General features: G+C 71.7%; 24 protein-coding genes. 13 read left to right on the top strand and 11 right to left on the bottom strand.

Translation table 11 applies throughout. The features are described from left to right. Positions 1-32 precede the first annotated feature (32 nt). The 3 genes from ACFVT1_RS33770 to ACFVT1_RS33760 all read left to right on the top strand — a co-directional run bounded on the left by ACFVT1_RS33770 (position 33) and on the right by ACFVT1_RS33760 (position 2,170). Positions 33-344 (top strand): hypothetical protein, encoded by a 312-nt coding sequence (locus ACFVT1_RS33770; protein WP_389802552.1) that lies wholly within the window; start codon positions 33-35, stop codon positions 342-344. Positions 345-1,019: 675 nt separating this feature from the next. After that, entirely contained in the window at positions 1,020-2,012 is a 993-nt protein-coding gene (locus ACFVT1_RS33765) for an alpha/beta fold hydrolase (RefSeq protein ID WP_389802549.1), read from the top strand. After that, a complete protein-coding gene (locus tag ACFVT1_RS33760; RefSeq protein ID WP_389802546.1) occupies positions 2,009-2,170 on the top strand; it encodes a hypothetical protein in 162 nt (53 codons plus the stop codon). The genes ACFVT1_RS33765 and ACFVT1_RS33760 overlap by 4 nt, the downstream gene beginning before the upstream one ends. Positions 2,171-2,388: 218 nt before the next feature. Here ACFVT1_RS33760 and ACFVT1_RS33755 read toward each other — a convergent pair whose 3' ends face one another. Then, complete coding sequence (locus tag ACFVT1_RS33755) at positions 2,389-3,606, bottom strand: MFS transporter (protein ID WP_389802543.1); 1,218 nt, start codon at positions 3,604-3,606, stop codon at positions 2,389-2,391. 158 nt (positions 3,607-3,764) lie between these two features. On the opposite strand from ACFVT1_RS33755, the gene ACFVT1_RS33750 reads away from it, so the two are divergent. Next, entirely contained in the window at positions 3,765-4,586 is an 822-nt protein-coding gene (locus ACFVT1_RS33750; protein WP_389802541.1) for a helix-turn-helix domain-containing protein, read from the top strand. A gap of 238 nt (positions 4,587-4,824) precedes the next feature. Here ACFVT1_RS33750 and ACFVT1_RS33745 read toward each other — a convergent pair whose 3' ends face one another. Beyond that, the gene (locus ACFVT1_RS33745) at positions 4,825-5,451 is read right to left on the bottom strand and encodes a YigZ family protein (RefSeq protein WP_389802538.1); all 627 of its coding nucleotides are present in this window, start codon (positions 5,449-5,451) and stop codon (positions 4,825-4,827) included. Positions 5,452-5,509: 58 nt separating this feature from the next. On the opposite strand from ACFVT1_RS33745, the gene ACFVT1_RS33740 reads away from it, so the two are divergent. Both ACFVT1_RS33740 and ACFVT1_RS33735 read left to right on the top strand, forming a co-directional pair. Beyond that, a complete protein-coding gene (locus tag ACFVT1_RS33740) occupies positions 5,510-5,920 on the top strand; it encodes a CoA-binding protein (RefSeq protein ID WP_389802536.1) in 411 nt (136 codons plus the stop codon). 73 nt (positions 5,921-5,993) lie between these two features. Further along, positions 5,994-6,845, top strand: coding sequence for an aminoglycoside N(3)-acetyltransferase (locus tag ACFVT1_RS33735; protein WP_389802533.1), 852 nt, complete (start codon positions 5,994-5,996; stop codon positions 6,843-6,845). Positions 6,846-6,855: 10 nt separating this feature from the next. Here ACFVT1_RS33735 and ACFVT1_RS33730 read toward each other — a convergent pair whose 3' ends face one another. Together ACFVT1_RS33730 and ACFVT1_RS33725 are read right to left on the bottom strand one after the other, a co-directional pair. After that, positions 6,856-7,416: a YbaK/EbsC family protein gene (locus ACFVT1_RS33730; protein WP_362207571.1), complete on the bottom strand. Its 561-nt coding sequence runs from the start codon at positions 7,414-7,416 to the stop codon at positions 6,856-6,858. A gap of 44 nt (positions 7,417-7,460) precedes the next feature. Beyond that, a complete protein-coding gene (locus ACFVT1_RS33725) occupies positions 7,461-8,033 on the bottom strand; it encodes a helix-turn-helix domain-containing protein (protein WP_389802530.1) in 573 nt (190 codons plus the stop codon). 93 nt (positions 8,034-8,126) lie between these two features. Here ACFVT1_RS33725 and ACFVT1_RS33720 point away from each other — a divergent pair, with 93 nt between their 5' ends. Next, complete coding sequence (locus tag ACFVT1_RS33720) at positions 8,127-8,993, top strand: EamA family transporter (RefSeq protein WP_389802527.1); 867 nt, start codon at positions 8,127-8,129, stop codon at positions 8,991-8,993. A 21-nt stretch (positions 8,994-9,014) separates the two neighbouring features. Here ACFVT1_RS33720 and ACFVT1_RS33715 read toward each other — a convergent pair whose 3' ends face one another. Further along, complete coding sequence (locus ACFVT1_RS33715; protein ID WP_389802524.1) at positions 9,015-9,770, bottom strand: acyltransferase; 756 nt, start codon at positions 9,768-9,770, stop codon at positions 9,015-9,017. A 181-nt stretch (positions 9,771-9,951) separates the two neighbouring features. Here ACFVT1_RS33715 and ACFVT1_RS33710 point away from each other — a divergent pair, with 181 nt between their 5' ends. Then, positions 9,952-10,482 carry a gamma carbonic anhydrase family protein gene (locus tag ACFVT1_RS33710; protein ID WP_389802521.1) on the top strand — a complete coding sequence of 177 codons (531 nt, stop codon included), beginning with the start codon at positions 9,952-9,954 and terminating at the stop codon, positions 10,480-10,482. A gap of 66 nt (positions 10,483-10,548) precedes the next feature. Here ACFVT1_RS33710 and ACFVT1_RS33705 read toward each other — a convergent pair whose 3' ends face one another. Both ACFVT1_RS33705 and ACFVT1_RS33700 read right to left on the bottom strand, forming a co-directional pair. Then, positions 10,549-11,208, bottom strand: coding sequence for a DedA family protein (locus tag ACFVT1_RS33705; protein ID WP_389802519.1), 660 nt, complete (start codon positions 11,206-11,208; stop codon positions 10,549-10,551). Between the two features lie 158 nt (positions 11,209-11,366). Continuing rightward, positions 11,367-11,804 (bottom strand): DUF4442 domain-containing protein, encoded by a 438-nt coding sequence (locus ACFVT1_RS33700; protein WP_389802566.1) that lies wholly within the window; start codon positions 11,802-11,804, stop codon positions 11,367-11,369. Between the two features lie 152 nt (positions 11,805-11,956). Here ACFVT1_RS33700 and ACFVT1_RS33695 point away from each other — a divergent pair, with 152 nt between their 5' ends. Next, positions 11,957-13,024, top strand: coding sequence for a hypothetical protein (locus ACFVT1_RS33695; RefSeq protein ID WP_389802517.1), 1,068 nt, complete (start codon positions 11,957-11,959; stop codon positions 13,022-13,024). 64 nt (positions 13,025-13,088) lie between these two features. Then, positions 13,089-14,390 carry an MFS transporter gene (locus ACFVT1_RS33690; RefSeq protein ID WP_389802515.1) on the top strand — a complete coding sequence of 434 codons (1,302 nt, stop codon included), beginning with the start codon at positions 13,089-13,091 and terminating at the stop codon, positions 14,388-14,390. Here ACFVT1_RS33690 and ACFVT1_RS33685 read toward each other — a convergent pair. Genes ACFVT1_RS33685 through tuf form a run of 3 tightly spaced genes read right to left on the bottom strand, consistent with a single transcriptional unit; the run spans position 14,352 to position 16,572 of the window. Beyond that, positions 14,352-15,197 carry a spermidine synthase gene (locus ACFVT1_RS33685; RefSeq protein ID WP_389802513.1) on the bottom strand — a complete coding sequence of 282 codons (846 nt, stop codon included), beginning with the start codon at positions 15,195-15,197 and terminating at the stop codon, positions 14,352-14,354. The two genes, ACFVT1_RS33690 and ACFVT1_RS33685, sit on opposite strands and share 39 nt — an antisense overlap. A gap of 22 nt (positions 15,198-15,219) precedes the next feature. Continuing rightward, positions 15,220-15,399 carry a hypothetical protein gene (locus ACFVT1_RS33680; protein WP_389802510.1) on the bottom strand — a complete coding sequence of 60 codons (180 nt, stop codon included), beginning with the start codon at positions 15,397-15,399 and terminating at the stop codon, positions 15,220-15,222. A gap of 3 nt (positions 15,400-15,402) precedes the next feature. Further along, positions 15,403-16,572 (bottom strand): elongation factor Tu, encoded by a 1,170-nt coding sequence (gene tuf / locus ACFVT1_RS33675; RefSeq protein ID WP_389802507.1) that lies wholly within the window; start codon positions 16,570-16,572, stop codon positions 15,403-15,405. Positions 16,573-17,054: 482 nt separating this feature from the next. Between tuf and ACFVT1_RS33670 the strand changes: the two genes are divergently transcribed. After that, positions 17,055-17,765 carry a TVP38/TMEM64 family protein gene (locus ACFVT1_RS33670; RefSeq protein ID WP_389802504.1) on the top strand — a complete coding sequence of 237 codons (711 nt, stop codon included), beginning with the start codon at positions 17,055-17,057 and terminating at the stop codon, positions 17,763-17,765. Between the two features lie 210 nt (positions 17,766-17,975). Continuing rightward, positions 17,976-18,848 carry an undecaprenyl-diphosphate phosphatase gene (locus ACFVT1_RS33665; RefSeq protein WP_389802501.1) on the top strand — a complete coding sequence of 291 codons (873 nt, stop codon included), beginning with the start codon at positions 17,976-17,978 and terminating at the stop codon, positions 18,846-18,848. A gap of 213 nt (positions 18,849-19,061) precedes the next feature. Here the strand turns inward: ACFVT1_RS33665 and ACFVT1_RS33660 are convergent, their stop codons facing one another. Continuing rightward, a complete protein-coding gene (locus ACFVT1_RS33660) occupies positions 19,062-19,379 on the bottom strand; it encodes a MazG-like family protein (protein ID WP_389802499.1) in 318 nt (105 codons plus the stop codon). 440 nt (positions 19,380-19,819) lie between these two features. On the opposite strand from ACFVT1_RS33660, the gene ACFVT1_RS33655 reads away from it, so the two are divergent. After that, positions 19,820-21,031, top strand: a complete 1,212-nt coding sequence (locus ACFVT1_RS33655; RefSeq protein WP_389802496.1) for an MFS transporter — start codon at positions 19,820-19,822, stop codon at positions 21,029-21,031. Positions 21,032-21,445 lie beyond the last annotated feature (414 nt).

Below are 21,445 nucleotides of genomic sequence, written 5' to 3'. Positions count from 1 at the left end.
CGGTCTCCCGCCCTCCGCCGAGAGTGCAGAAAATGCCGATCAAAACGATCACGATCTATATGGCAGTGGTCCTCATTGCCGGACTGGTCCACGCCAGCGGGATGTTCGACAAGGACGTGACGTTCCTCGTCTGTCTTGCGATAACCGTTCCCTGTTCCATCCTCACGTCACCTCTTCTCTATTTCGTGGTGGCACCTGCGCTGGCCTTCATCGGAATCCCTCCTGCCGTGGGGCAGGTTGTTTCCGATCTCGGATATGCGTTGATCGGAGGGGCATTGAACGTGCTCCTGGTGAAGACGGTCGTAGCAGCCGTCAGAACCTTCCGGGCCACACGCTCCGTCTGAGCCGGCCGCCTTTCGCGGCCGACCGCCGGAATGGGCAGGGGCAGGGAACACGGGCCCTCCGGGACGACCGGGAGGCTCGCGAAACCGGCTCGCCCGGACCGTGACGGGTTCCCGGGCCGTCGCACCACGTGGTTCGGCCCGGTCACGTCATGAGCAGTCGAAGCGGGGGTGTTGGGCCCGGGCATTGCGGGCCGGCCACCCCCCCGGCGGGGTGGGCGCGGCCCCCCCGCCCGAGACATAGGCGGGGGGGGGGGGGGGCCCGGCGGGCAAGCCCGCCCCCCACACCCCCGCTTCGGTGCGTCGCCTGCCACGCCTGCGCAGCACATGGCGGTGGCGGTCGGCCGCGCCGGAGCCGGAAGGCCCAGGAACAGCATCGGCGGGACCGCAGGGAACGCGGCGGGGACTGCGCCCACGACCGGACGGCCGGGCACGGCCCCGGCCGTGGCACGGTTCCTGCTTCCTGTCGCGGAAGTCGGTCGAGCCGGTGCTCTGCGCGCGGCGCCGGACGGTTCTCGGACCGCACGCAGCTCACGCCGGAGGTTCGGCAAACCCGTCGCCCCCGGCATTCACTCCCCTCGCCCACCGCCGTGACCCGATTGGCGGGCCTGGCCGGGCCTGCCGGTACGGATCGGTGAACACTCAGGTGCCGTAGGCCCCACGGAAGGCGAGGACGACATGGCAGCATTCCCGGTCCCCGGCTCACGGCGCCGCATACGCCGCACACACGTCATCGCGGCCTGGTGCGCCATGACCCTGTGCACGGCCGCGGCAGCCCCTGCCACCGCGGACGGCAGCACGACCGCAACCACGACCACGACCACGGCCAGACCCACCATCGTGCTGGTGCACGGAGCGTTCGCGGATGCCTCCAGCTGGAACGGGGTCGTCGAGCGGCTCCAGCGCCGTGGCTACACCGTCATCGCCCCCGCCAACCCGCTACGCGGGCTGTACAGCGACTCCACCTACATCGCGTCCGTGCTGGACAGCGTCAAGGGTCCGATCGTGCTGGTGGGCCACTCGTACGGCGGCGCCGTGATCAGCTCGGCCGCCGCGGGCAACCCCCGGGTGAAGTCCCTGGTGTACGTATCGGCGCTGATGCCCGACGTGGGCGAGAGCGGCATGACCCTGGCCACCAGGTTCCCCAGCGAACTCGGCACCGCCACCAAGTCCGTTCCCTACCGGACCGGCAACGGCGGCGGGACCGATCTCTACCTCAGGCCCGACAGGCTCCGGCAGGTCTTCGCCGCCGACCTGCCGGAGAGCACCACGAAGCTCCTGGCGGTGACCCAACGGCCCGTGGCGACGACCGCGTTCTCGGAGAAGGCCAGGACGGCCGCCTGGAAGCACATCCCGTCGTGGTTCCTCGTCGCGAAGCAGGACAGGACCATCAACCCCGACCAGGAACGCTTCGAGGCGAAGCGTGCGGGTTCCCACACGGTGGAGATCGACTCCTCCCATGTGGCGATGATCGCCCACCCCGAAGCGGTCACCGGTCTCGTCCTCCAAGCCGCCACGGCGGCCGATTCCGGCCGGCCCGTGCCGGCCGCCACGGGGTCTGCCCCTGACGCGCGGGCCGAGACCGCGCTCACCGGCATCGCCTCCGCCTCGTTGTTCGCGGGCGCGGGAGCCGTCCTCCTGGGCCGCCGGCCGAGGCGCCCCGGACCATGACGGGCGGGGCTGTCCATCCGCCCCGGACCATGACGGGCCGGATGGACTGCCCCGCGGCCACCCCCAGCACGGTTCAGGACCTGCTCGGCCGAGAGCCCGTCGGTCTCGATCCGCGGGCCACCGCACACCGTCAGGAACTGCTCGACCGGCTGCCCTGACGGTTGCGGCAGAGCGCGTGCCGGACGAGGGCGCACGGCCCGGCGTCCAGCGGCGCGTCGGAGCCGCGGGCGAACTGCACACCGCGGCGCTTGCGTACATCTGCTGAACTCCTGGACGGGCTGCGGCTCTTCGCCCGGCACCGGTCCGCCGCTCCCGAGCTCCGCCCGGCACAACCGGATGCGGTCCGGCACCTGGGTGCGGCGCCGGTGCGGCCGGGTCAGCTCCGGTAGCGGGCGCGGCCCACAGCGGCGGCGAGCGTCAGCGGGACGGTGAGGACGGCGGCCGTCAGGAACATTCCCTGATACGCGTGGTGTTCGGCGGGCCCGGCGGCGAAGGCGCTGGCCAGGGCGCTGCCGACGTAGAGGGCCAGGCCGAACATGGCGACGCCGGTGGCGCGGGCCGTCGGGGAGAGGCCGGTGGCCCAGGACTGGATCGTGGAGTGCATGAACGACCAGCCGCCGCCGAGCAGCAGTGCGCACGCCACCAGCGCGGGCACCGACCGGCCGGCCGCGGCGAGGCCGAACGCCACCGTCATCTGCACCCCGCCGACCACGATCAGTTGTACCGGTGTCCAGCGCCCGACCAGCCGCTTGACCGTCTGCGACGCGGCCATCGAGCCCACGCCGTACAGCGCGGACACCGCACCGGCCAGCGTCGCCGAGGCGCCCTGGTCCTCCAGGGCCGGTGCGATGTACGTCAAGAAGCCCAGCAGAACGGCGCCTTCGAGCATCGCGACGGCCATGACGTACCACTGCCACCGGGAGCTCAGGACGACCTTGAACGGGGCCAGGAGCGCACCGGGCGCCGCGCGCGGCGGCTCCGGCAGCCGGCGCAGGGCGACGGCCAGGTATGCGGCGATCAAACCGGGCAGGGCGAAGACCGGGCGCCAACTGACGTAGTGCGCCAGCGCTCCGGCGACAACGGTGGCCACGGCGGTGCCCAGTGCGAACGCGGTCATCAGCTCGCTGAGCGGGCGCTGGCGGGCCGGGGCGGGCACGGTGTCCCCGATGTATGTGATGGACGCGGCGATGGACGCGGCGAAGAACGCGCCGGCCGCGGCGCGTGCCACGATCAGCACGGTCGCATCGGGTGCGAGAGCCGAGCAGAGTGCGGCGACGGCGGCCCCGGTCAGCGAGATCCGCATCACCCGCACCCGGCCGAGCCGGTCGCTCGCCAGGCCCCAGACCGGCTGCATCAGGCCGTAGGCGAGGAAGTAGCCGCTGGCGGCGAGCATCACCGTGGGCAGTGGGACACCGAGCCGGGTGCCGATGAGCAGCAGCATCGGAGTGATGCAGAAGCGGTCGAAGTTGCTGACGAAACCGGCGGTGCGCAACAGGCGCAGCGAGGCGGCGGGTAGCGGCGGGACCGCAGGGGGTGCGGGGGTGGTGGCCGGAGAGGGTGCGGGGGTGGTGCCGGCCGATTCGGTGGTGTCCATGGAGCTCCTTGTGTCGTGCCTGCCGGTGCTTTCGGACCGGCGGCTCCAGCTCACCACCGCGGGCGGTCGCGGTGGCCCCGCAGCCGATTACCCTTGCTGACACCCTGTGGGCGTGGTGCCGAGCCCGGGGCGGACCGGCGTCGCAGGGGGGACGGGACATGAACGGCGGCGGACTCGACGGCCCGGGCCGCGAACTGGGCGCGTTTCTGCGTTCTCGCCGCGAGCGGCTGGCCCCCGCCGATGTGGGGCTGCCCGGCTCATCGCGGCGCCGTACCCCGGGGCTGCGGCGCGGGGAGGTCGCGGAGCTGGCCGGGATCAGCAGTTCCTGGTACGCGTGGCTGGAGCAGGGCCGGGTCCGCACCTCGGAGCAGGTGCTGCGGTCGGTGGCGCGTGCCTTGCGCCTCGATCCGGACGAGACCGCGCATGTGATGTCGTTCCTGGAACCTGCGGCGCTGTCCGAGCGGCCGCCGGGATGGGTGTCGCGGAATCTGCTGTCGCTGGTGGAGTCGCTGGCGCCGAACCCGGCCGTGGTGCTCGACCCGCACTGGGACCTGCTCGCCTGGAACTCGGGGTACACGGCGCTGCTCACCGACCTGGCGCGGTTGGCGCCCAGGCAGCGCAATCTGCTGTGGCTGGTGTTCCGCTGGCCGCCGGCCCGTACGCTGCTGGCCAGTTGGGAGCCGGAGGCGCGGAGCCTGCTCGGCCAGTTCCGGGCGAAGGCGGCCCGGCATCCGCAGGACGGCCGGTACGCCGAGATCACCGAGGAGCTGCTTGCCGACCCCGACGCGGCACGCTGGTACGGCCGCCGGGAGACCTCGGCGTTCCATCCCGCAGTACGCCATTTCCGCCATCCGGTGGCCGGTGATCTGCGGCTGCGGTACGTCAAGCTCGCCGCCGTCGACGAGCCGGGCCACCATCTGCTGGCCTACCTTCCCGACGACCTGGCGACAGAGGCGGCCCTGAGAGTGCTCGTCGGATGACCCGGTGGCCCTTCGCGCGGGCGGGGCGGGCGCGGGCAGCGGTGGCGGCCCGACCGCGCCGACAGCAGGCGGACGCATCCGACGGGACGGGCGCCGGTGAGGCTCAGGAGCCGACGCGTCGGGCTGCCGGCGGACGAGCCGGTGCGGGTTTGATCAGGGCGTCCCCGGCGTCCGTGTACCGGCCGGTGATCAGGTGGCTGCCGCCCCGGGCCGCGCCAGGGGAACGCGGCGGCCCCTGTCAGGCGTCCCCGTACGCCTCGCCGCCCAGTTCCAGCCGGGCCTCACCCGCCGTCGCATCGGCCAGCCAGCCGCGGAACACCTCGACGTCGGCGTCCGGCAGTCCGATCTCGATGACGACGGACTCCGCGTACCGGACCTCCCGCACGGTCCGTCCGGTGGCCCGGAGGTCGTTCTCCAGCCTGCCGGCGCGCTGGTGGCCGACCGTGATCGTGGCGAGGCGGAACCGCTGCCGCGTGAGGGTGCCGATCTCGTCGAGGGCCTCGCCGACCACTCCCCCGTACGCCCGGATCAGTCCTCCCGCGCCGAGCTTCACGCCGCCGTAGTAGCGGGTGACGACGGCGACGACGTACCGCATCTCGCGACGCGTCAGCATCTGCAGCATGGGCACACCGGCGGTGCCACCGGGCTCTCCGTCGTCGCTCGCCTTCTGCACGGAGGCGTCGGCGCCGATCACGTAGGCGAAGCAGTTGTGGGTGGCGGTCGGGTGTTCCCTGCGGACGCGTGCGACGAAGTCCTGTGCCTCCTGCTCGGTGGCGGCGGGGGCGAGCGCGCAGATGAAGCGCGACCGGTTGATCTCGGTCTCGTGCACGCCCGCTCGGGCGACTGTCCGGTACTGCTCCTGCATCCCGCCAGCCTATGCCCCGGCCGGGAATGCTCCCCGGCCGCCGTCCGTTCTCCCGATCATGTACGCAGACGCAGAGACGATCCGCAGGATCCTCCGGGAATCGGGCGAGACCTGGGCCGTGGTGGGGCTGTCCGACAACCGCTCGCGCGCGGCCTACGGTGTCGCCGAGGTGCTTCAGCGCTTCGGCAAGCGCGTGGTGCCGGTGCACCCGAAGGCGGAGCGGGTCCACGGCGAGGACGGCTATGCGTCGCTGGCCGACATACCGTTCCCGGTCGATGTGGTGGACGTCTTCGTCAACAGCGGACTGGCGGGCGGCGTCGCCGACGAGGCGGTGGCGGTGGGCGCGAAGGCGGTCTGGTTCCAGCTCGGCGTGATCGACCCCGAGGCGTACGACCGCACGCGGACGGCCGGGCTCGACATGGTCATGGACCGCTGCCCCGCCATCGAGATTCCGGCGCTGAGCCGATAGCCGCAGCACTCCCGTCTCCCGACCGGATGTGCGTGGTGTCACATTCGCTGTCCGGCTGGGAGAATGGCCCGCTGTGAGTACCACCACTGCGCCGATCGTCCGCCACGGCCGGGCCGGGCTGGCCGGTCAGCTGTCCGAGCTCGGGGTGGAGCACAGCGGCGTGCTCCTGGTGCATGCGTCGATGCGTGCGGTGGGCGCGGTGAGCGGCGGAGTCGGGGCGGTGGTCGCCGCGTTGCGGGACGCCCTCGGCCGCCGCGGCACCCTCGTCGTCCCGGCGTTCACCCCGGAGAACTCCGACACCTCTCCGCACTATCTCGACCGGGTGCGCGGTCTCACCGACCGGGCCCGGGAGGCCGTCCGTGCGAGCATGCCGCCCTTCGACGCGGCGACCTCGCCCGCGCCGTCGATGGGCCGCCTCGCGGAGGCGGTGCGGCTGACCGAGGGGGCGGTGCGCAGCGGACATCCCCAGACGTCGTTCGCCGCGCTCGGCCCGTTGGCGCGTGAACTGATGGCGCGCCACCGCCCCGACTGCCATCTCGGGGAGGACTCCCCGCTGGCCCGCCTCTATGATCTGCGGGCCCAAGTGCTGCTGCTGGGCACCGGCTTCGGCACCTGCACCGCGTTCCATCTGGGTGAGTACCGGGTGCCCGCACCGCCCCGCCGCAGTTATCGCTGCGTGGTGGCGGCCGGGGGCCGGCGCCGGTGGTGGGAGTACGAGGATGTCGCGCTGGACGACGGCGACTTCGCGGATCTGGGAGCGGAGTTCGCCCGCTCGGACGACGGTGCGGCCGTGCGCACCGGTCCGGTGGGCGCGTCGACGAGTCGGCTCTTCCGCCTCACCGACGCCGTCGACTTCGCGTCCCGCCGACTGCCGTCGTACCGGGGCGGTGCGCCGGTGCGGCCTCTCTGCCGCGCGCACGGCTGAGCCCGCGGCCTCAGCCCCTGACGCCCAGGCCGTCGACGATCACCGCACCCGGCAGCGCGGCCAGTGCCTTGCCCGGGACGATCAGCTTGCCCCGTCGGCTGCCGCTGCCGATCAGTACCCACTCCTCGTCGGCGACGGCGGGGTCGATCAGCAGTGGCCATCCGGCCGGAAGTCCGATCGGTGTGATGCCGCCGTATTCCATGCCGGTCTCGCCGACCGCCGTGTCCATGGGGGCGAAGGACGCCTTGCGCGCGCCGAGGTGTTTGCGGACCGCGCCGTTCACATCGACGCGGGAGTGGGAGAGGACGAGGCAGGCCGCCAGTGTCACTTCGCCGCCGCGTTTGCCCGCCACCACGACGCAGTTGGCCGACCGGTCGAGCAGGTCCGCGCCGTGGTGCTCGACGAACACCGCCGTGTCGGCGATGGCCGGGTCCGTGTCGACGTGGATGACCTGCTCGGCGGGGACACCGCCCCAGCCTTCCGTCACGGCCGCGGCGACAGGCGGGGTGAGCAGGTCGAGGCGGTCGGCCGCCGGGCCCGCGTTCTCGAAGGATCCGATGGGTGCGCGCATGCGCGTCACGCTAACAGCGTCCCGAAGGCGGCCGGCCGGCCATCTCACCGTACGGGCGGGATGGAAACGGCCATGGTGACCTCGGTGGGCTCGGAGCCGTCGTTGCGATAGGCGTGCGGGTGGTGCGCCTCGAAGGTGGCGGATGCGCCGGCGGGTACGGAGTACGAGATTCCGTCGACGACCAGGGTGAGCTCGCCCGCGGTGACGTGAAGCAGTTCGACGGTGCCTTCGGGGTGCGGGTCGGAGGTGCTGCTGTCGCCGGGCATCAGGCGCCACGACCAGAGTTCGAGCGGGCCCCTGCACTCCGTACCGACGAGCAGGGTGGTGGAACTGCCCGCCTCCGTGGACCACATGCGTACTGCCTGGGTCGCGGGCACCAGCCGGACCGGTGAGCCCTGTTCGTAGTCGAGCAGGGTGGTGATGCTGACGCCCAGCGCGTCGGCGAGCTTGACCGTGGTGCCGACGCTCGGGTTGGTGCGGGCCTGCTCGATCTGGATGATCATGCCGCGGCTGACTCCGGCACGGGCGGCGAGTGCGTCCAGGGTGAAGCCGCGTTCCCCCCTCCAGCGCTTGAGGTTGCGCGCCAGCGACTGAGTGAGCTGATCGAGGTCAGACACATTCCGTCCAATATTTTGGATGACAGGGTCAAAAATACTGCACTACGGTGTGGTGCACCCCACCGTTCATCGCACTGTACTGCGAGGCATGCCATGACAGCACTGTTCGCCCTGGCCACCAGCCTGCTCTGGGGGCTGGCCGACTTCGGCGGCGGGCTGCTCACCCGGCGCACGCCCGCGCTCACCGTGGTCGTCGTCTCGCAGGCCGCCGCGGCGGTGGTGCTGGGGGCCGTCGTGGTCGCCACCGGCGGCTGGAGCGAGGCGGGTCCGCGGCTGTGGTTCGCCGTCGCGGCGGGCGCCGTCGGACCGGTCGCGATGCTGAGCTTCTACAAGGCCCTGGCACTCGGCCCGATGGGGGTGGTCTCCCCGCTCGGATCGCTGGGTGTCGCCGTGCCGGTGAGCATCGGGATCGCCGTCGGGGAGCGACCGGGGCTGCCGCAGTTCGCCGGGGTCGTCGTGGCCGTGGTGGGCGTCGTGCTGGCCGGTGGTCCTCAGTTGCGCGGGGCGCCGGTGCAGCGCCGGGCGGTGCTGCTGACGCTGGTGGCCGCGTTCGGCTTCGGTTCGGTGATGTCCCTGATCGCGGAGGCGTCGACCACGGTCACCGGACTGTTCCTGGCGCTCTTCGTCCAGCGCCTGACCAACATCGCGGTGGGCGGTACGGCCCTGTACGTATCGGTGCGGCGCGGGGCCCGCGCACTGCCGGAGGAGGGCGGTGGTGCCGCGGTGCTGTCCGCGCTGCCCGCCCTGGCGTTCGTCGGACTCGCGGACGTGGCGGCCAACGGCACGTACTCGATCGCCGCTCAGCACGGCCCGGTCACCGTGGCCGCCGTACTCGCCTCGCTCTATCCGGTGGTCACGGCCCTGGCGGCGCGTGGAGTGCTCAAGGAACGGCTGCGCGGGGTGCAGGCGGCCGGGGCGGGTCTCGCCCTGGTGGGGACGGTGCTGCTGGCGACCGGCTGAGGGCCCGGCCTCCGGCCGCCCTCAGCCGCCGGACGGGTCCGAGGGCTCGTCCGGTTCCGCCAGGGACAGGAGCTGCTCGGGCGTGACGCCCGACGGGATGGGCACCGGAGCGGGGGTACGCAGCGGAGGCTGCCAGCCCTTCTCCGCGTCCCAGCTGCGTACGACACGGGCGGGAGCACCGGCCACCACCGCGTGGTCGGGCACCTCCCCCCGTACGACCGCGCCCGCAGCGACCACCACGTTGCGACCCAGCGTGGCCCCCGGCAGGATCACCGCCCCGGTGCCGATCCAGCACCCCGGACCGATGGCGACCGGCTCCATGCGGGGCCACTGCCTGCCGACCGGCTCGTGCGGATCGTCGTAACTGTGGTTCGTCGACGTGATGTACACATACGGTCCGCAGTACGTGTCCGACCCGATGGCCACCTTGGTGTCGGCGACGACATGGCTGCCCCGGCCCAGCACCACTCCGTCCCCCAGGGTCAGGATCGACTCGGGTCCGAGGTCCAGGCCGGGCATGAGTCCGGCCGTCAGCGTGACCTGTTCACCGATCACGCAGTGGGCACCGAGCTCGATCCACCGCTCCCCGAAGACCGTGCCCTGCGGGAAGGCCAGCCGGGTACCCGCGCCGATCTGGCCGAACCGCAGCCCGCCGGGATGTTCCGCGGTGACCGCACCCGACTCCTGCACCCAGCGCCAGCCCCGGTGGACCGCCCGGGACAGGGCGCGCCGCCGCCAGGCGGCGAGGGAGGAGAACGTGTTCCTGTTCTTGGGCACTCGCACACGGTAGTCGGCGGCGCCCGGCGCAATCACCGCGGCCGCCTGTGATGTTCACCCCACTCGGCGACGGCCCTCCGCGCGTCGCATACCGTTCCCGTGGGCGATCGCACGGCGGCGGACGAGCCGTGGCGATCGGACGACCGCGACCGCACCACACCTGAGCACGGAGGAACGGGCGATGGCAGAACAGGCGTTGATCACGGGAATCGGCGGCAAGGAGCCGGACATCGATGCGGAGGCCTTCACCGCACCGACATCGGTCGTGATCGGCGAGGTCACGATGGCGGCGGGTTCCAGCGCCTGGTACCACGCCGTGCTGCGCGCCGACTGCGGCCCCATCGTCATCGGCGCCGACAGCAACATCCAGGACAACTGCAGCGTGCATGTCGACCCCGGGTTCCCGGTCACGGTCGGCGCGCGCGTCTCGGTCGGGCACAACGCCGTGCTCCACGGCTGCACCGTCGAGGACGACGTCCTGGTCGGCATGGGGGCCACCGTCCTCAACGGCGCCCGCATCGGCGCCGGTTCACTGATCGCGGCGCAGGCGCTGGTCCCGCAGGGGATGCAGGTACCCCCGGGATCGCTCGTCGCGGGTGTCCCCGCCAAGGTCAAGCGGCAGCTGACCGAGGAGGAGCTCGAAGGCATCAAGTTCAACGCGGTGGGCTACGTGGAGCTGGCCACGGCGCACCGCCAGGTGCACGGCAGCTGAGCCGAGGAGCGCGGCGGACGGCCACCCGGGCCCGTACCGCCGCCCCGCCGGCCGGTCGCCCGCGGGTCAGTCCGCGGCCGGTACGGCCCCCGCTTCGGGTGTGGATACGGCCGGCGTCCGTGCCGCCGCCTTCTTGGCCCGGTTCTTCAGGACCAGCATCGAGGTCAGACCGATCAGCACCGCGACCACGAGGCCGAGGTAGGAGAACTGCTTGAGCCAGGACTCGGCCACGACGCCCACCGAGTAGATGACGGCCGTGGTGCCGCCGGCCCAGACGATGCCGCCGAGCACATTGGCGATCAGGAACTTCCAGTACGGCATGTGCAGTACGCCGGCCAGCGGGCCCGCGAAGATCCGCAGCAGCGCGACGAAGCGGCCGAAGAACACCGCCCACATCCCCCACTTGTGGAACGACCGCTCCGCCGTGGCGATCTGGCTCTCGCCGAAGTGCCTGGGGAACTTCCCGCCGAGCCGGGCGAGCAGCGGCCGTCCGCCCTTGCGCCCGATGGCGTATCCGATCGAGTCGCCGATGACCGCACCGGCCGAGGCGCAGGCACCGAGGACCCAGGGGTTGATTCCGTCGTGCCCGGCGGCCATGAGCGCCGCGCTGATCAGGACGATCTCGCCCGGCAGCGGAATGCCGAGGCTCTCCAGCCCGATGACGACGCCCACCAGGACGTACACGCTGACCGCGGGGACGGTCTCCAGCCACTCCTGGATGTGCAACGCCGGTTCCTCCCGTAGCTGATGTCCCGTTGTCCGCCGGTCAACTCCTCGGCGCACCGCGGGAATGCTACCTGGCCCGCCCTTCGCCCGGACAGTGCGAAGGGCCGCCACGGCCCCGTGCCGGGGTGCGTGGCGGCCCTTCGGGCAACCGTGCCGGATCAGGCGTGCGGACGCAGCGTCCAGACGACCGTCATCTCGCCGGTCACCGCGCCGTCCGCGCGCCGGATCTCGACGGCCACGGGGAACTCGGGGCGCTTGCCCTCGTCCAGTTCGGCGACGACATCGGCCACCGGGCGGCCGAGGGTCGCCGTCGCCGTGACGACCCCCTTGGCCAGCTTCTTGTAGCCGATCTCCGCCTTCACCGCCAGCGGAACGGCGCGCGACATCTGGTCGCCGAAGGCGGCGATGACGATGGCGCCGCTCGCGGACTCCGCGAGTGTGAACATCGCGCCGGCGTGCGGTCCGCCGATGTGGTTGTGGTAGTCGGTCTGGTCCGGCAGGCGGACCACCGCGCGCTCGGCGGTCGTCTCCAGGAACTCGAGGTTGAGGGTCCGGGCCATCGGGACCGTCGCGGCGAGCATCTCGCCGACGGTCATCTGTTCAGCGCTCATGACCAGATGTTACTTGCGAGTAGAACTCTTTGGCCATCCCCGGCTCCTGTGCGCCCAGTTCTCCAGCCGCTTCCTTCACCGTCCGCCGAGGGGGCGGGCGTAGCCGACCGGGCACCGCCCCTCTATCGTTACTCGCCATGTGGCCAGGACAGCAGCCGCCCGGGGGCGAGCAAAACCCGCAGGACCAGAATCAGAACCCGTACCAGCAGCCGGGGTACCAGCAGCCGAATCCCTATCAGCAGCCGGGATATCAGCAGCCGGGACAGTCCGGACAGCAGCCGGGTTACCCGCAGCAGGACCAGCAGCCCGGCTACCCGCAGCCGAACCTGTACCAGCAGCCGACCGTGTCGCAGTACGCGGTACCCGGTCCGGCCGGGGGTCCGCAGCCCGGCGGCAGCAGGAAGAAGACCACCGCCGTCGCCGTCGTCGCGGCCACCGCTGTCGTCGTGGCCGCCGTGGTGACCGGTGTCGTCGTGATGAACAAGGACGACGACAAGAACAAGGACGTCGCCGACGACAAGAACTCCTCGGCACCCGCCGAGCCGTCCGCATCCGCGTCCTCCTCCGAGGCGAACCCGCGCGGCGCCGGCGAGGACGCCAAGCCGCTGATCGCGGGATGGAAGGTCGTCACCAATCCCAAGTGGGGCACGCAGTTCGACGTGCCCGGCGACTGGGAGGTCGGCAGCCCCGGCTCGCCCTCGTACTTCGAGGACAAGAAGAAGGGCGACCACTCGCCCCTCATCGGCTTCTCCGCGCCGTCGTTCTACCAGAAGAAGTGGTGCGTGGCGGACCCCGACAAGGACGGCGTGACGGAGAACATCAGCCTCGCCAGCGCCGGCACCAGGGGAGCCGAGGGCGCCACCGACGCCGCCAAGAACGCCCACAGCGAGGCAGGCACCTGGGCGTGGGCCGCGTATGCGCAGCACATGCCGCAGAGCATCATCAAGTTCACCCCGGCCGAGCAGTACACCACCCAGTCGGGTCTCACCGGCCAGGTCGTCACGGCCACCGCCCCCCATGTGACGAAGCAGAAGAAGTGCGACAGCGACGGCAAGACGATCGCCTTCACCTTCAAGAACAAGAAGGGCGAGTTCGCGTCCTGGGTCCTGTACGGAGCCGACAACGTCAAGGACGAACTCCCCGACACAACGATCCAGAAGATCCTGAGCACCGTGCGGCTGGTGGACGCCGCCCCGGCCGACTGACCCCCCTGCGCCGCCTCCGGGAAAGCAGTTGGCAGGGCGGAGCCGCGGCGGCGATAGTCCCCTGGTGACTGCCGCCTCCGCTCCCGCTCACCCCCTGCGCCGCCCCGGCCGCAACTATCGTCTGCTGACCGCCGCCGCGATCATCACGGGCCTGGGTACCCATGGCGCGCTGATCGCGGCGGCGTTCGCGGTTCTGGACGCGGGTGGTGACGGCGGCGACGTCGGTCTGGTCGCCGCCGCCAGAGCCGCGCCGCTGGTGCTCTTCCTGCTGATCGGCGGGGCGGTCGCGGACCGGCTGCCGCGGCACCGGGTGATGGTCGCGGCGAACGCCCTCAACTGCGTCTCGCAGGCCGCCTTCGCCTGGCTCGTCCTGGCCGGCGATCCGAAGCTGTGGCAGATGATGCTGCTCACCGCGCTGTGCGGCACCGGACAGGCGTTCTTCAACCCGGCGGCCGAGGGCATGCTGATGTCGAGCGTCAGCCGCGAGCAGGCGAGCCGCGCCTTCGCGCTCTTCCGCATGGCCATGCAGGGCGCGACGATCGGCGGTGCGGCGCTCGGCGGCGCCATGATCGCCGCGATGGACCCGGGCTGGGTGCTGGCCGTCGATGCGGCGTCCTTCGCGTTGGCGGGTGCGCTGCGCGCTTTCCTGGACGTCAGCCACATCCCCTCGCGCGCGCCGGGCGGCGGTCTGTTCGCCGATCTGCGGGACGGCTGGCAGGAGTTCGTCGGCCGTCCCTGGCTGTGGAGCATCGTGGCGCAGTTCTCGGTGGTGGTCGCCGCGGTGGGGGCCGCCGAGTCGGTGTACGGGCCGCTGGTCGCCCGGGACGAACTCGGCGGCGCCCGCCCCTGGGGCTTCGCGCTCGCCGCGTTCGGGGCCGGCACGCTGGGCGGGGCGTTCCTGATGACGCGCTGGAAGCCCCGGCGGATGCTGCTGGCCGGAACCCTCTGCGTCTTCCCGCTGGCCCTGCCGTCGGCGGGGCTCGCGGTGCCGTTGCCGGTGGCATGGCTCTGCGGGGTGATGTTCGCCAGCGGCATCGCCATCGAGGTGTTCGGGGTCTCGTGGATGACGGCCATGCATCAGGAGATCCCGGAGGAGAAGCTGTCGCGCGTCTCGGCGTACGACTGGTTCGGCTCGGTGGCGATGATGCCGGTCGCCACCGCGCTCGCCGGTCCGGTGGAGGCCCTGGTCGGGCGCGGTGCGGCCCTGTGGGGCTGCGCGGCGCTGATCGTACTGGTCACCGGTGCCGTGCTGTTCGTCCCCGAGGTCCGCAATCTGACCCGCGCCGCCACCACCGAGGTGGTGGCGGCCGAGGTACCGAAGCCGGCCTCAGCCGATGCCGAAGGCTCCGTCGGGCGGCTCGGGTGAGGCGACCGCCTCGCCGTCCCTGACCGGCCCGGCGGCTCCGGCGAGCCGGTCCAGCGCGGGACCGTGTTCGACCCTGGCGGGGAAGGCGTCGGCCGCGCAGCGACGGGTCAGTGCCGCGGTGTCGACGGGGTTTCGGGAGGCGACGAGGACGACGTTGCCGAAGCGCCGGCCGCGCAGCACCGCCGGTTCGGCGATCAGGGCGATCTCCTCGAAGACGGCGGCGAAGGTGGCCAGTTGGGAGCGGAGAAAGCCGAAGGGCGCACCGTCGGCGAGGTTGGCGGCGTAGATCCCGCCGTCGCGCAGCGCCCGGCGGGCGGCCCTCGCGTACTCGACGGTGGTGAGGTGGGCGGGCACCCGCGAGCCGCCGAAGACATCCGCGATCAGGAGGTCGACGGAGCCGGGCCGGGTCTCTTCCAGCCGGCCGCGGGCGTCCGTGCCGTGCACGGTGATCCCGCTGCCGTCGGGGACCGGCAGATGCTCGGCGACCAGGGCCAGGAGCCCGAGGTCGGCCTCGGCGACGTCCTGGCGGGAGCCGGGCCGGGTCGCGGCGACATAGCGGGGCAGGGTGAGCGCGCCGCCGCCGAGATGGAGCACGTCCAGCGGTGCGCCCGGTGCCGCCGCGCAGTCCACGACGTGGCCGAGCCGCCGCGCGTACTCGAATTCGAGGTGGTCCGGCGCGTCGAGGTCGACGTACGACTGGGGCGCGCCGTCGACGGTGAGCAGCCAGGCCCTGTCCCGGTCCACGTCGGGCAGGAGTCTGGCGGTGCCCTGGTCCACGTCCCGGATGACGGGTATCGACTCGTTCACACCCCCATTGTGGGGTGCCGGATCAGCTGCTCACGACCGCGGCGACGGCCTCGGTGTGCGATGCCGCCCGAGCGAGCCCGGCACGGGCCGCCGCGGCCCGGTGGCCGGGGTCGAGGGGGTTGCCGCCGAACGCCTTCCTCGCCGCCGCGTCCGGGGTCCCGCCTCCCGCGGGGTAGCGGGAGGCGGGCCCTCGGCGCGACACGGCTCAGAGCAGTCCGGTGACGGTGCCCGCGCCGACGGTGCGGCCGCCCTCACGGATCGCGAAGCCGAGTCCGGTCTCCAACGGGACGTCGCGGCCCAGCTCGACGGTCAGGTCGACCGTGTCGCCGGGGCGCGCCACCGCCACCGCGCCGAGGTCGACGTCGCCGACGACGTCCGCGGTGCGGATGTAGAACTGCGGCCGGTAGCCGGTGGTGACCGGGGTGGTCCGGCCGCCCTCCCGTGCCGACAGGACGTACACCTGCGCGGTGAAGCGGCGGCTCGGCGTCACACTGCCGGGCGCCGCGACCACATGGCCGCGGCGGACCCGGTCGCGCTCCACCCCGCGCAGCAGCAGCGCCACGTTGTCCCCGGCCTCCGCGGACTCCATCGGCTTCCCGAAGGTCTCCAGGCCGATGACGACCGTCTCGATGTCCGGGCCCAGCACCGACACCCGGTCGCCGCTCCGGACGGTGCCGCGCTCGACGGCTCCGGTGACGACGGTGCCCCGGCCGGTGATGGTCAGGACGTTCTCCACCGACAGCAGGAACGGCGCGTCGGTGTAGCGGACCGGCATGGGTACGTAGGTGTCGACGGCGTCCAGCAGCGCCTCGACGGCCGCGGTCCAGCGCGGGTCGCCCTCCAGGGCCCTGAGGCCCGACACGCGTACGACGGGGACGGAGTCACCGCCGTAGCCGTGCGCGGAGAGCAGCTCGCGGACCTCCAGCTCGACCAGGTCGGTCAGCTCGGGGTCGCCCGCGTCGGCCTTGTTGAGGGCGACGACGATGTGGTCGACGCCCACTTGGCGGGCGAGCAGGACGTGCTCGGCGGTCTGCGGCATGATGCCGTCGAGCGCGGAGACGACGAGGATCGCCCCGTCGAGCTGGGCGGCGCCGGTGACCATGTTCTTGATGTAGTCGGCGTGGCCCGGCATGTCGACATGGGCGTAGTGACGGGTGTCGGTCTCGTACTCGACGTGCGCGATGTTGATGGTGATGCCGCGCTGGGTCTCCTCCGGCGCCCGGTCGATCCGGTCGAACGGGACGAACGTGCTGGTCCCGCGGTCGCTGAGGACCTTGGTGATGGCGGCGGTCAGGGTGGTTTTGCCGTGGTCGACGTGGCCCATGGTGCCGATGTTGAGGTGCGGCTTGGTGCGCACGTATGCCGTCTTGGGCATGGCTCATTCCTTGGAACTCGAAGCTGAGAGAGAAGACCCCAGGGCCCCGCCGACCCTCCCCTTGCGGGGTCCGCCGGACTGTCGGGGGAGGGTCAGCTTCGGGCGCCGCCGATGGGCGCCGAGGCAGCGGTGAACGCTGCGGCGGCAACTGCCGCTGCGGTGACGGGGTTCACGGCAGCCTTCGGCGCGTCCGCGACTGCGGACCTCGCTGCGAGAAAGGCGTACCGGAACATGGGTCCGATCATGGCCGAGGAACGGGGTGGCGTCGAATGGTTTTCCGGCGGACACCGCAGGCGGGAAACCGGCGGACGTCGCGGGCGGGAAAAGCAAGTTCGGCGTGCGCCTGCCGACGGCGGCGCTTCTTCCGGCGCCGGGCCGGGAACGGGCGCGGGGCCGGGAACGGCGCGGCAGCGGTACGGGGTGCCCGTGCCGTACCGCCGGCGTTGCGGCGATCAGCCACGGGCGTCGGCTACTCTCCCCGCATGCTCGACCCCGTCCCCGGCGCCCGGCCCGCCACCGGCCTCGCCGCGCGCTGCACGAGGGCACTGCTCTCGCCCTGGTCCCGGTTCTCTCTGCTCGTGGTGGTGCTGCTGGCCGCCGCGGCGGCGATGCTGCTCCTGGAACCCCAGCGGCTGCTCGCCGCCGACTGGCCCGCCCGGCTGAGCGGGGGCGCCGCGGTCGTGCTGTTCGGTGTCGCGTACGGCGTGTGCACCGTGGCCTTCGTGCCGCGGCCACTGCTCAATGTCGCCGCGGGAGCGCTCTTCGGTTCCCAGGCGGGGCTGGCCGCGGCCCTGGCGGGCACGGTCCTCGGCGCGGGCATCTCGTTCGGGCTGGGCCGGGTGCTCGGGCAGGACGCGCTCCGTACGCTGCTGCGCGGTCGCTGGCTCAGGGCGGCGGACGGTCAGCTGAGCCGGCACGGATTCCGCTCGATGCTGGCGCTGCGGCTCTTCCCCGGTGTGCCGTTCGCGGCGGCCAACTACTGCGCGGCGGTCTCGCGCATGGGGTATCCGCCGTTCCTGGCCGCCACCGGGCTCGGCTCGATCCCGAACACCGCCGCGTACGTCGTCGCGGGCAGCGAGGCCTCGTCACCGACGTCGCCCGCGTTCCTGGCGGCGATGGGCTTCATCGTGCTGACCGGGGTCGGGGCGGCCGTCGTCGCCTGGCGCAAGCGCCACCGCCTGTCCCCCGAGTGATCCGGTACACGGCGGAGCGGACGGCCGGGGCGGCGGGCGTGGGGGTACGCGCAAAGCTGTTCATCTGAGGGCGATACCCTGCCCGCGACCGACCGAAGATCTCCGGGCACGGCACGGCCCTGCCCTCATTCGACCGCAAATCCGCACATTGCCGACGGCGCTCACGACCGTCGGCCGATGCACGATCACCTCCGGGATGGCCAAAGCCCCATGAGCTGGTTCGAATCGTTCGTCCTGGGCCTCGTTCAGGGACTGACCGAGTTCCTGCCGATCTCCTCCAGCGCGCATCTGCGGCTCACCGCAGCGTTCGCCGGCTGGCACGACCCGGGTGCGGCGTTCACCGCCATCACCCAGATCGGCACGGAGGCGGCCGTCCTCATCTACTTCCGCAAGGACATCGTCCGGATCGTCTCGGCCTGGTTCCGTTCGCTGGTCGACCGGTCGATGCGCAGCGACCACGACGCCCAGATGGGCTGGCTGGTCATCGTCGGCTCCATTCCCATCGGTGTGCTCGGGGTGACGTTCAAGGACCAGATCGAGGGGCCCTTCCGCGATCTGCGGCTGATCGCCACCACGCTGATCGTCATGGGTGTCGTCCTCGGTGTCGCCGACCGCCTCGCGGCCCGCGACGAGGCGGGGGGCAGGCACCGGGCCAGCAAGGAGCGCAAGACACTCAAGGAACTCGGTGTCAAGGACGGCCTCATCTTCGGCTTCTGCCAGGCCATGGCCCTGGTCCCGGGCGTCTCCCGTTCCGGAGCCACCATCAGCGGCGGTCTGCTGATGGGCTACACCCGCGAGGCGGCGGCCCGCTACTCCTTCCTGCTGGCGATCCCGGCGGTGCTGGCCTCGGGCGTCTTCGAGCTGAAGGACGCGGGCGAGGGACATGTGTCGTGGGGGCCGACGATCTTCGCGACGTTCATCGCCTTCGGCGTGGGATACGCCGTGATCGCCTGGTTCATGAAGTTCATCACGACCAAGAGCTTCATGCCGTTCGTCATCTACCGCGTGCTTCTCGGGCTGGCCCTGTTCGCACTGGTCGCGGCGGGTGTGCTGAGCCCGCACGCGGGCGAGTCGGCGGGCTGACCACGTCGCCACACCTGGCGCTGTCCAGCGCATTCTGACGCTTTCGCACGCCTACGTGTCATGATCATCTCCCATTTTCCTCCCACTCGTCTCCCACTCGGGGGATGGGGAGACGGGCAGCCAGACGGTGCGCGAGCACAAAGCCGGGGACCGGAAGAAGGGCCCGCACAGCCTTGGCCGTGCGGGCCCTTCTGTGCGCCGGCCGGGTCCGAATCAGTCCAGGCCGAGGCGGTCCAGCAGGCCCCGGACGCGGTCGGCGAGCGCCTTCTCCGGGTCCGAGCTGATCGTGGCCAGGGCCACCGCAGCGGTCACGATGACATCGCCCAACTCCTTCTCGACGTCCTGCCACGAGTGGCTGTCGCCCTTGCGCGGGTTGGCGCCGAGGGCGCCGGTGACGGCCTCCGCGACCTCTCCGGCCTCCTCTGTGATCTTGAGGACTCGCAGCAGCCTCACGTCACCGACCGCGGCCTGGTTCTCGGCGTCGAGCCAGCCACGCAGCTTCTGCACGCCGTCCCACATCGTTCCGTCCATGCTTCTCCTCGTTCGTTCTGCCGGGATACGAGCGGGGCGAGCCACCGCAGTCACACGACCGGGCAGAGCGCGACCGCAAGCGCGGTCAGGACCGCGACCTGCGCCGCTGCCGCCCGGACGAGCATCGGGGGCGAGCGCCGGACGCGCCGCCACGCGATCCGTCCAGTGTCGCCGTCGGCCTGGACGCGGACCCCGAAGGCGCCTGATGCCGAGCGATACGCCCTGCGCGGGCAAAGGCTCCGCCCCGGCCGGCTCGAAGGTGTCCGCAGATCTCCTCGTGCTGGGGCAGAACAGTGCCGGCACGGCGAGGTGGCGCCGTGGACGGCCGGCAACTTCGCACCACTGACGGTGGGTGCGATCGTTGTTAGCCTGCGCGCATGATCAAGGGAAGATCGCCCGGCCGAATAGCTCACTTGGCAGGGGGCAACAGGTCAGAGCGTGTGTTGATCCTGGCCAGCTTCGTGAACCGAGTCGGCAACGGGCTCTTCAACACGGCGTCGGCGCTCTACTTCACGTTGGTCGTGGATCTACCGGCGGTGCAGGTGGGTGCCGCCCTCACTGTCGCCGGCTCGATCGGCCTGCTCGCGGGGATACCGGGAGGTCGCCTGGCCGATCGACGCGGCCCGCGCACGGTCATGATGCTCGCTCTGACGGTTCAAGCAGTGGCGATGTCCGCTCTCGTGCTTGTCGAGAGCTGGGCCGCCCTCACGGTCGTCGCTACCGTCGACCAGCTTGCCGCAGCCGCTGGCGGCGCAGCCTGGGGAGCCCTCGTGGTCCGGGTCGGTACGGACCGCCCAGCGCTGTTCAGGGCAAAGCTCCGTACTTACGTCAATCTGGGCGTCGTCCTGGGAACCGTGGGTGCCGGATTTGCGGTTGCAGCGCATACTCGTACGGCCTATATCGTGCTGATTCTCGGCAACGCGGCCAGCTTCGCCCTGTGCGCCCTCCTCCTGTTCTTGCTCCCCAACTACAGGGCATTGGTGCCACCCTCGCAGCAGCGCCGCTGGATCGCTCTCACCGACCGTCCGTTCGTGGCCTTCACAGCCCTCCATGGTGCGATGGGGCTGCAATATCCGGTGGTGTCCCTGCTTCTGCCGATATGGATCTCAGAGCACACAACCACACCACGCTGGACCGTGGCCGCGGTGTCCGCGATCAATGCGGGAGTCTGCGTCCTCTTGCAGACCAGAATCGGATCCCGCGTCGAAACCCCTCGCGACGGCGGCAAAGCGTTCCGCACAGCAGGACTGCTCTTCCTCCTGAGCTGTCCGATGATGGCCCTGACCGCGCACGCTCCCGTGTGGGCCGCCGCCGGCCTCGTGGTCGCAGCGATCTTCGTCCACAGCCTCGGGGAGGTATGGGAGTCCTCGGCCGGCTTCGCCCTTGGCTTCGGCCTGGCACCAGACCATGCCCAAGGCCAGTACCAAGGGCTTCTCGGGCTTGGCTTCAGCGCAGGCCAGGCGCTCGCCCCCGCCATCCTCACCACCGTCGTGCTCGGACTGGGCACGGCCGGCTGGCTGCTCCTCGGCGCGTTCTTCGCCGCCGTGGGCGCCGTCGGCCCATCGCTTGCACGCTGGGGCACGCGAACCCGATCTCGACAGGGAGCTGCAGCTGCGGGGCCCGGCGGAGAACCGGACGAGGCGCACGCATAGCCGCACCCCGGGTTCGGCGAACGCCCTCCTCCGCGGCCCGCCCGGCTTCGTCCGACTGCCCTTGGGCGGTCGGCCCAGCTGTCGCCGGTGTTGCGTGCGGCGCGCGCCGGCAGGTGGGTCGGCTGACGCCGGACTCCTCCGCACTGTGCTGCACGGTGTACGTCTCTCTGGGCTTCGGGGTTCCGATCGCGAGTCGAGGCTCGCGCTACGCCGATCCTCATGCCTCGTTGTATCGAGAACGGGGTAGTGCGTTGCATGGGTGCGTACACGGGCTACGCAACGAAGAAGGTGCAGGGCAGGGCAGTTGGGCACCGGCCGTCTCACAGGCGGTCGTTTCCGGATGCTCCTGACTGCCGGCACGTGCGGGTCAGGGAGGGTGGGAGTCAGCTCTCAGCCCCGCCGAGCCGGAGGGAG

Source organism: Streptomyces sp. NPDC057963, from assembly GCF_042887155.1.
Classification (GTDB): Bacteria; Actinomycetota; Actinomycetes; order Streptomycetales; family Streptomycetaceae; genus Streptomyces.
This window is presented reverse-complemented; position numbering and strand designations above follow the sequence as displayed.

Bases quoted from the DNA above. Each gene is read 5' to 3' on its own strand.
- ACFVT1_RS33770 (WP_389802552.1), top strand. From the start codon at position 33: ATGCCGATCAAAACGATCACGATCTATATGGCAGTGGTCCTCATTGCC.
- ACFVT1_RS33765 (WP_389802549.1), top strand. From the start codon at position 1,020: ATGGCAGCATTCCCGGTCCCCGGCTCACGGCGCCGCATACGCCGCACA.
- ACFVT1_RS33760 (WP_389802546.1), top strand. From the start codon at position 2,009: ATGACGGGCGGGGCTGTCCATCCGCCCCGGACCATGACGGGCCGGATG.
- ACFVT1_RS33755 (WP_389802543.1), bottom strand. From the start codon at position 3,606: ATGGACACCACCGAATCGGCCGGCACCACCCCCGCACCCTCTCCGGCC.
- ACFVT1_RS33750 (WP_389802541.1), top strand. From the start codon at position 3,765: ATGAACGGCGGCGGACTCGACGGCCCGGGCCGCGAACTGGGCGCGTTT.
- ACFVT1_RS33745 (WP_389802538.1), bottom strand. From the start codon at position 5,451: ATGCAGGAGCAGTACCGGACAGTCGCCCGAGCGGGCGTGCACGAGACC.
- ACFVT1_RS33740 (WP_389802536.1), top strand. From the start codon at position 5,510: ATGTACGCAGACGCAGAGACGATCCGCAGGATCCTCCGGGAATCGGGC.
- ACFVT1_RS33730 (WP_362207571.1), bottom strand. From the start codon at position 7,416: ATGCGCGCACCCATCGGATCCTTCGAGAACGCGGGCCCGGCGGCCGAC.
- ACFVT1_RS33720 (WP_389802527.1), top strand. From the start codon at position 8,127: ATGACAGCACTGTTCGCCCTGGCCACCAGCCTGCTCTGGGGGCTGGCC.
- ACFVT1_RS33710 (WP_389802521.1), top strand. From the start codon at position 9,952: ATGGCAGAACAGGCGTTGATCACGGGAATCGGCGGCAAGGAGCCGGAC.
- ACFVT1_RS33700 (WP_389802566.1), bottom strand. From the start codon at position 11,804: ATGACCGTCGGCGAGATGCTCGCCGCGACGGTCCCGATGGCCCGGACC.
- ACFVT1_RS33695 (WP_389802517.1), top strand. From the start codon at position 11,957: ATGTGGCCAGGACAGCAGCCGCCCGGGGGCGAGCAAAACCCGCAGGAC.
- tuf (WP_389802507.1), bottom strand. From the start codon at position 16,572: ATGCCCAAGACGGCATACGTGCGCACCAAGCCGCACCTCAACATCGGC.
- ACFVT1_RS33670 (WP_389802504.1), top strand. From the start codon at position 17,055: ATGCTCGACCCCGTCCCCGGCGCCCGGCCCGCCACCGGCCTCGCCGCG.
- ACFVT1_RS33665 (WP_389802501.1), top strand. From the start codon at position 17,976: ATGAGCTGGTTCGAATCGTTCGTCCTGGGCCTCGTTCAGGGACTGACC.
- ACFVT1_RS33660 (WP_389802499.1), bottom strand. From the start codon at position 19,379: ATGGACGGAACGATGTGGGACGGCGTGCAGAAGCTGCGTGGCTGGCTC.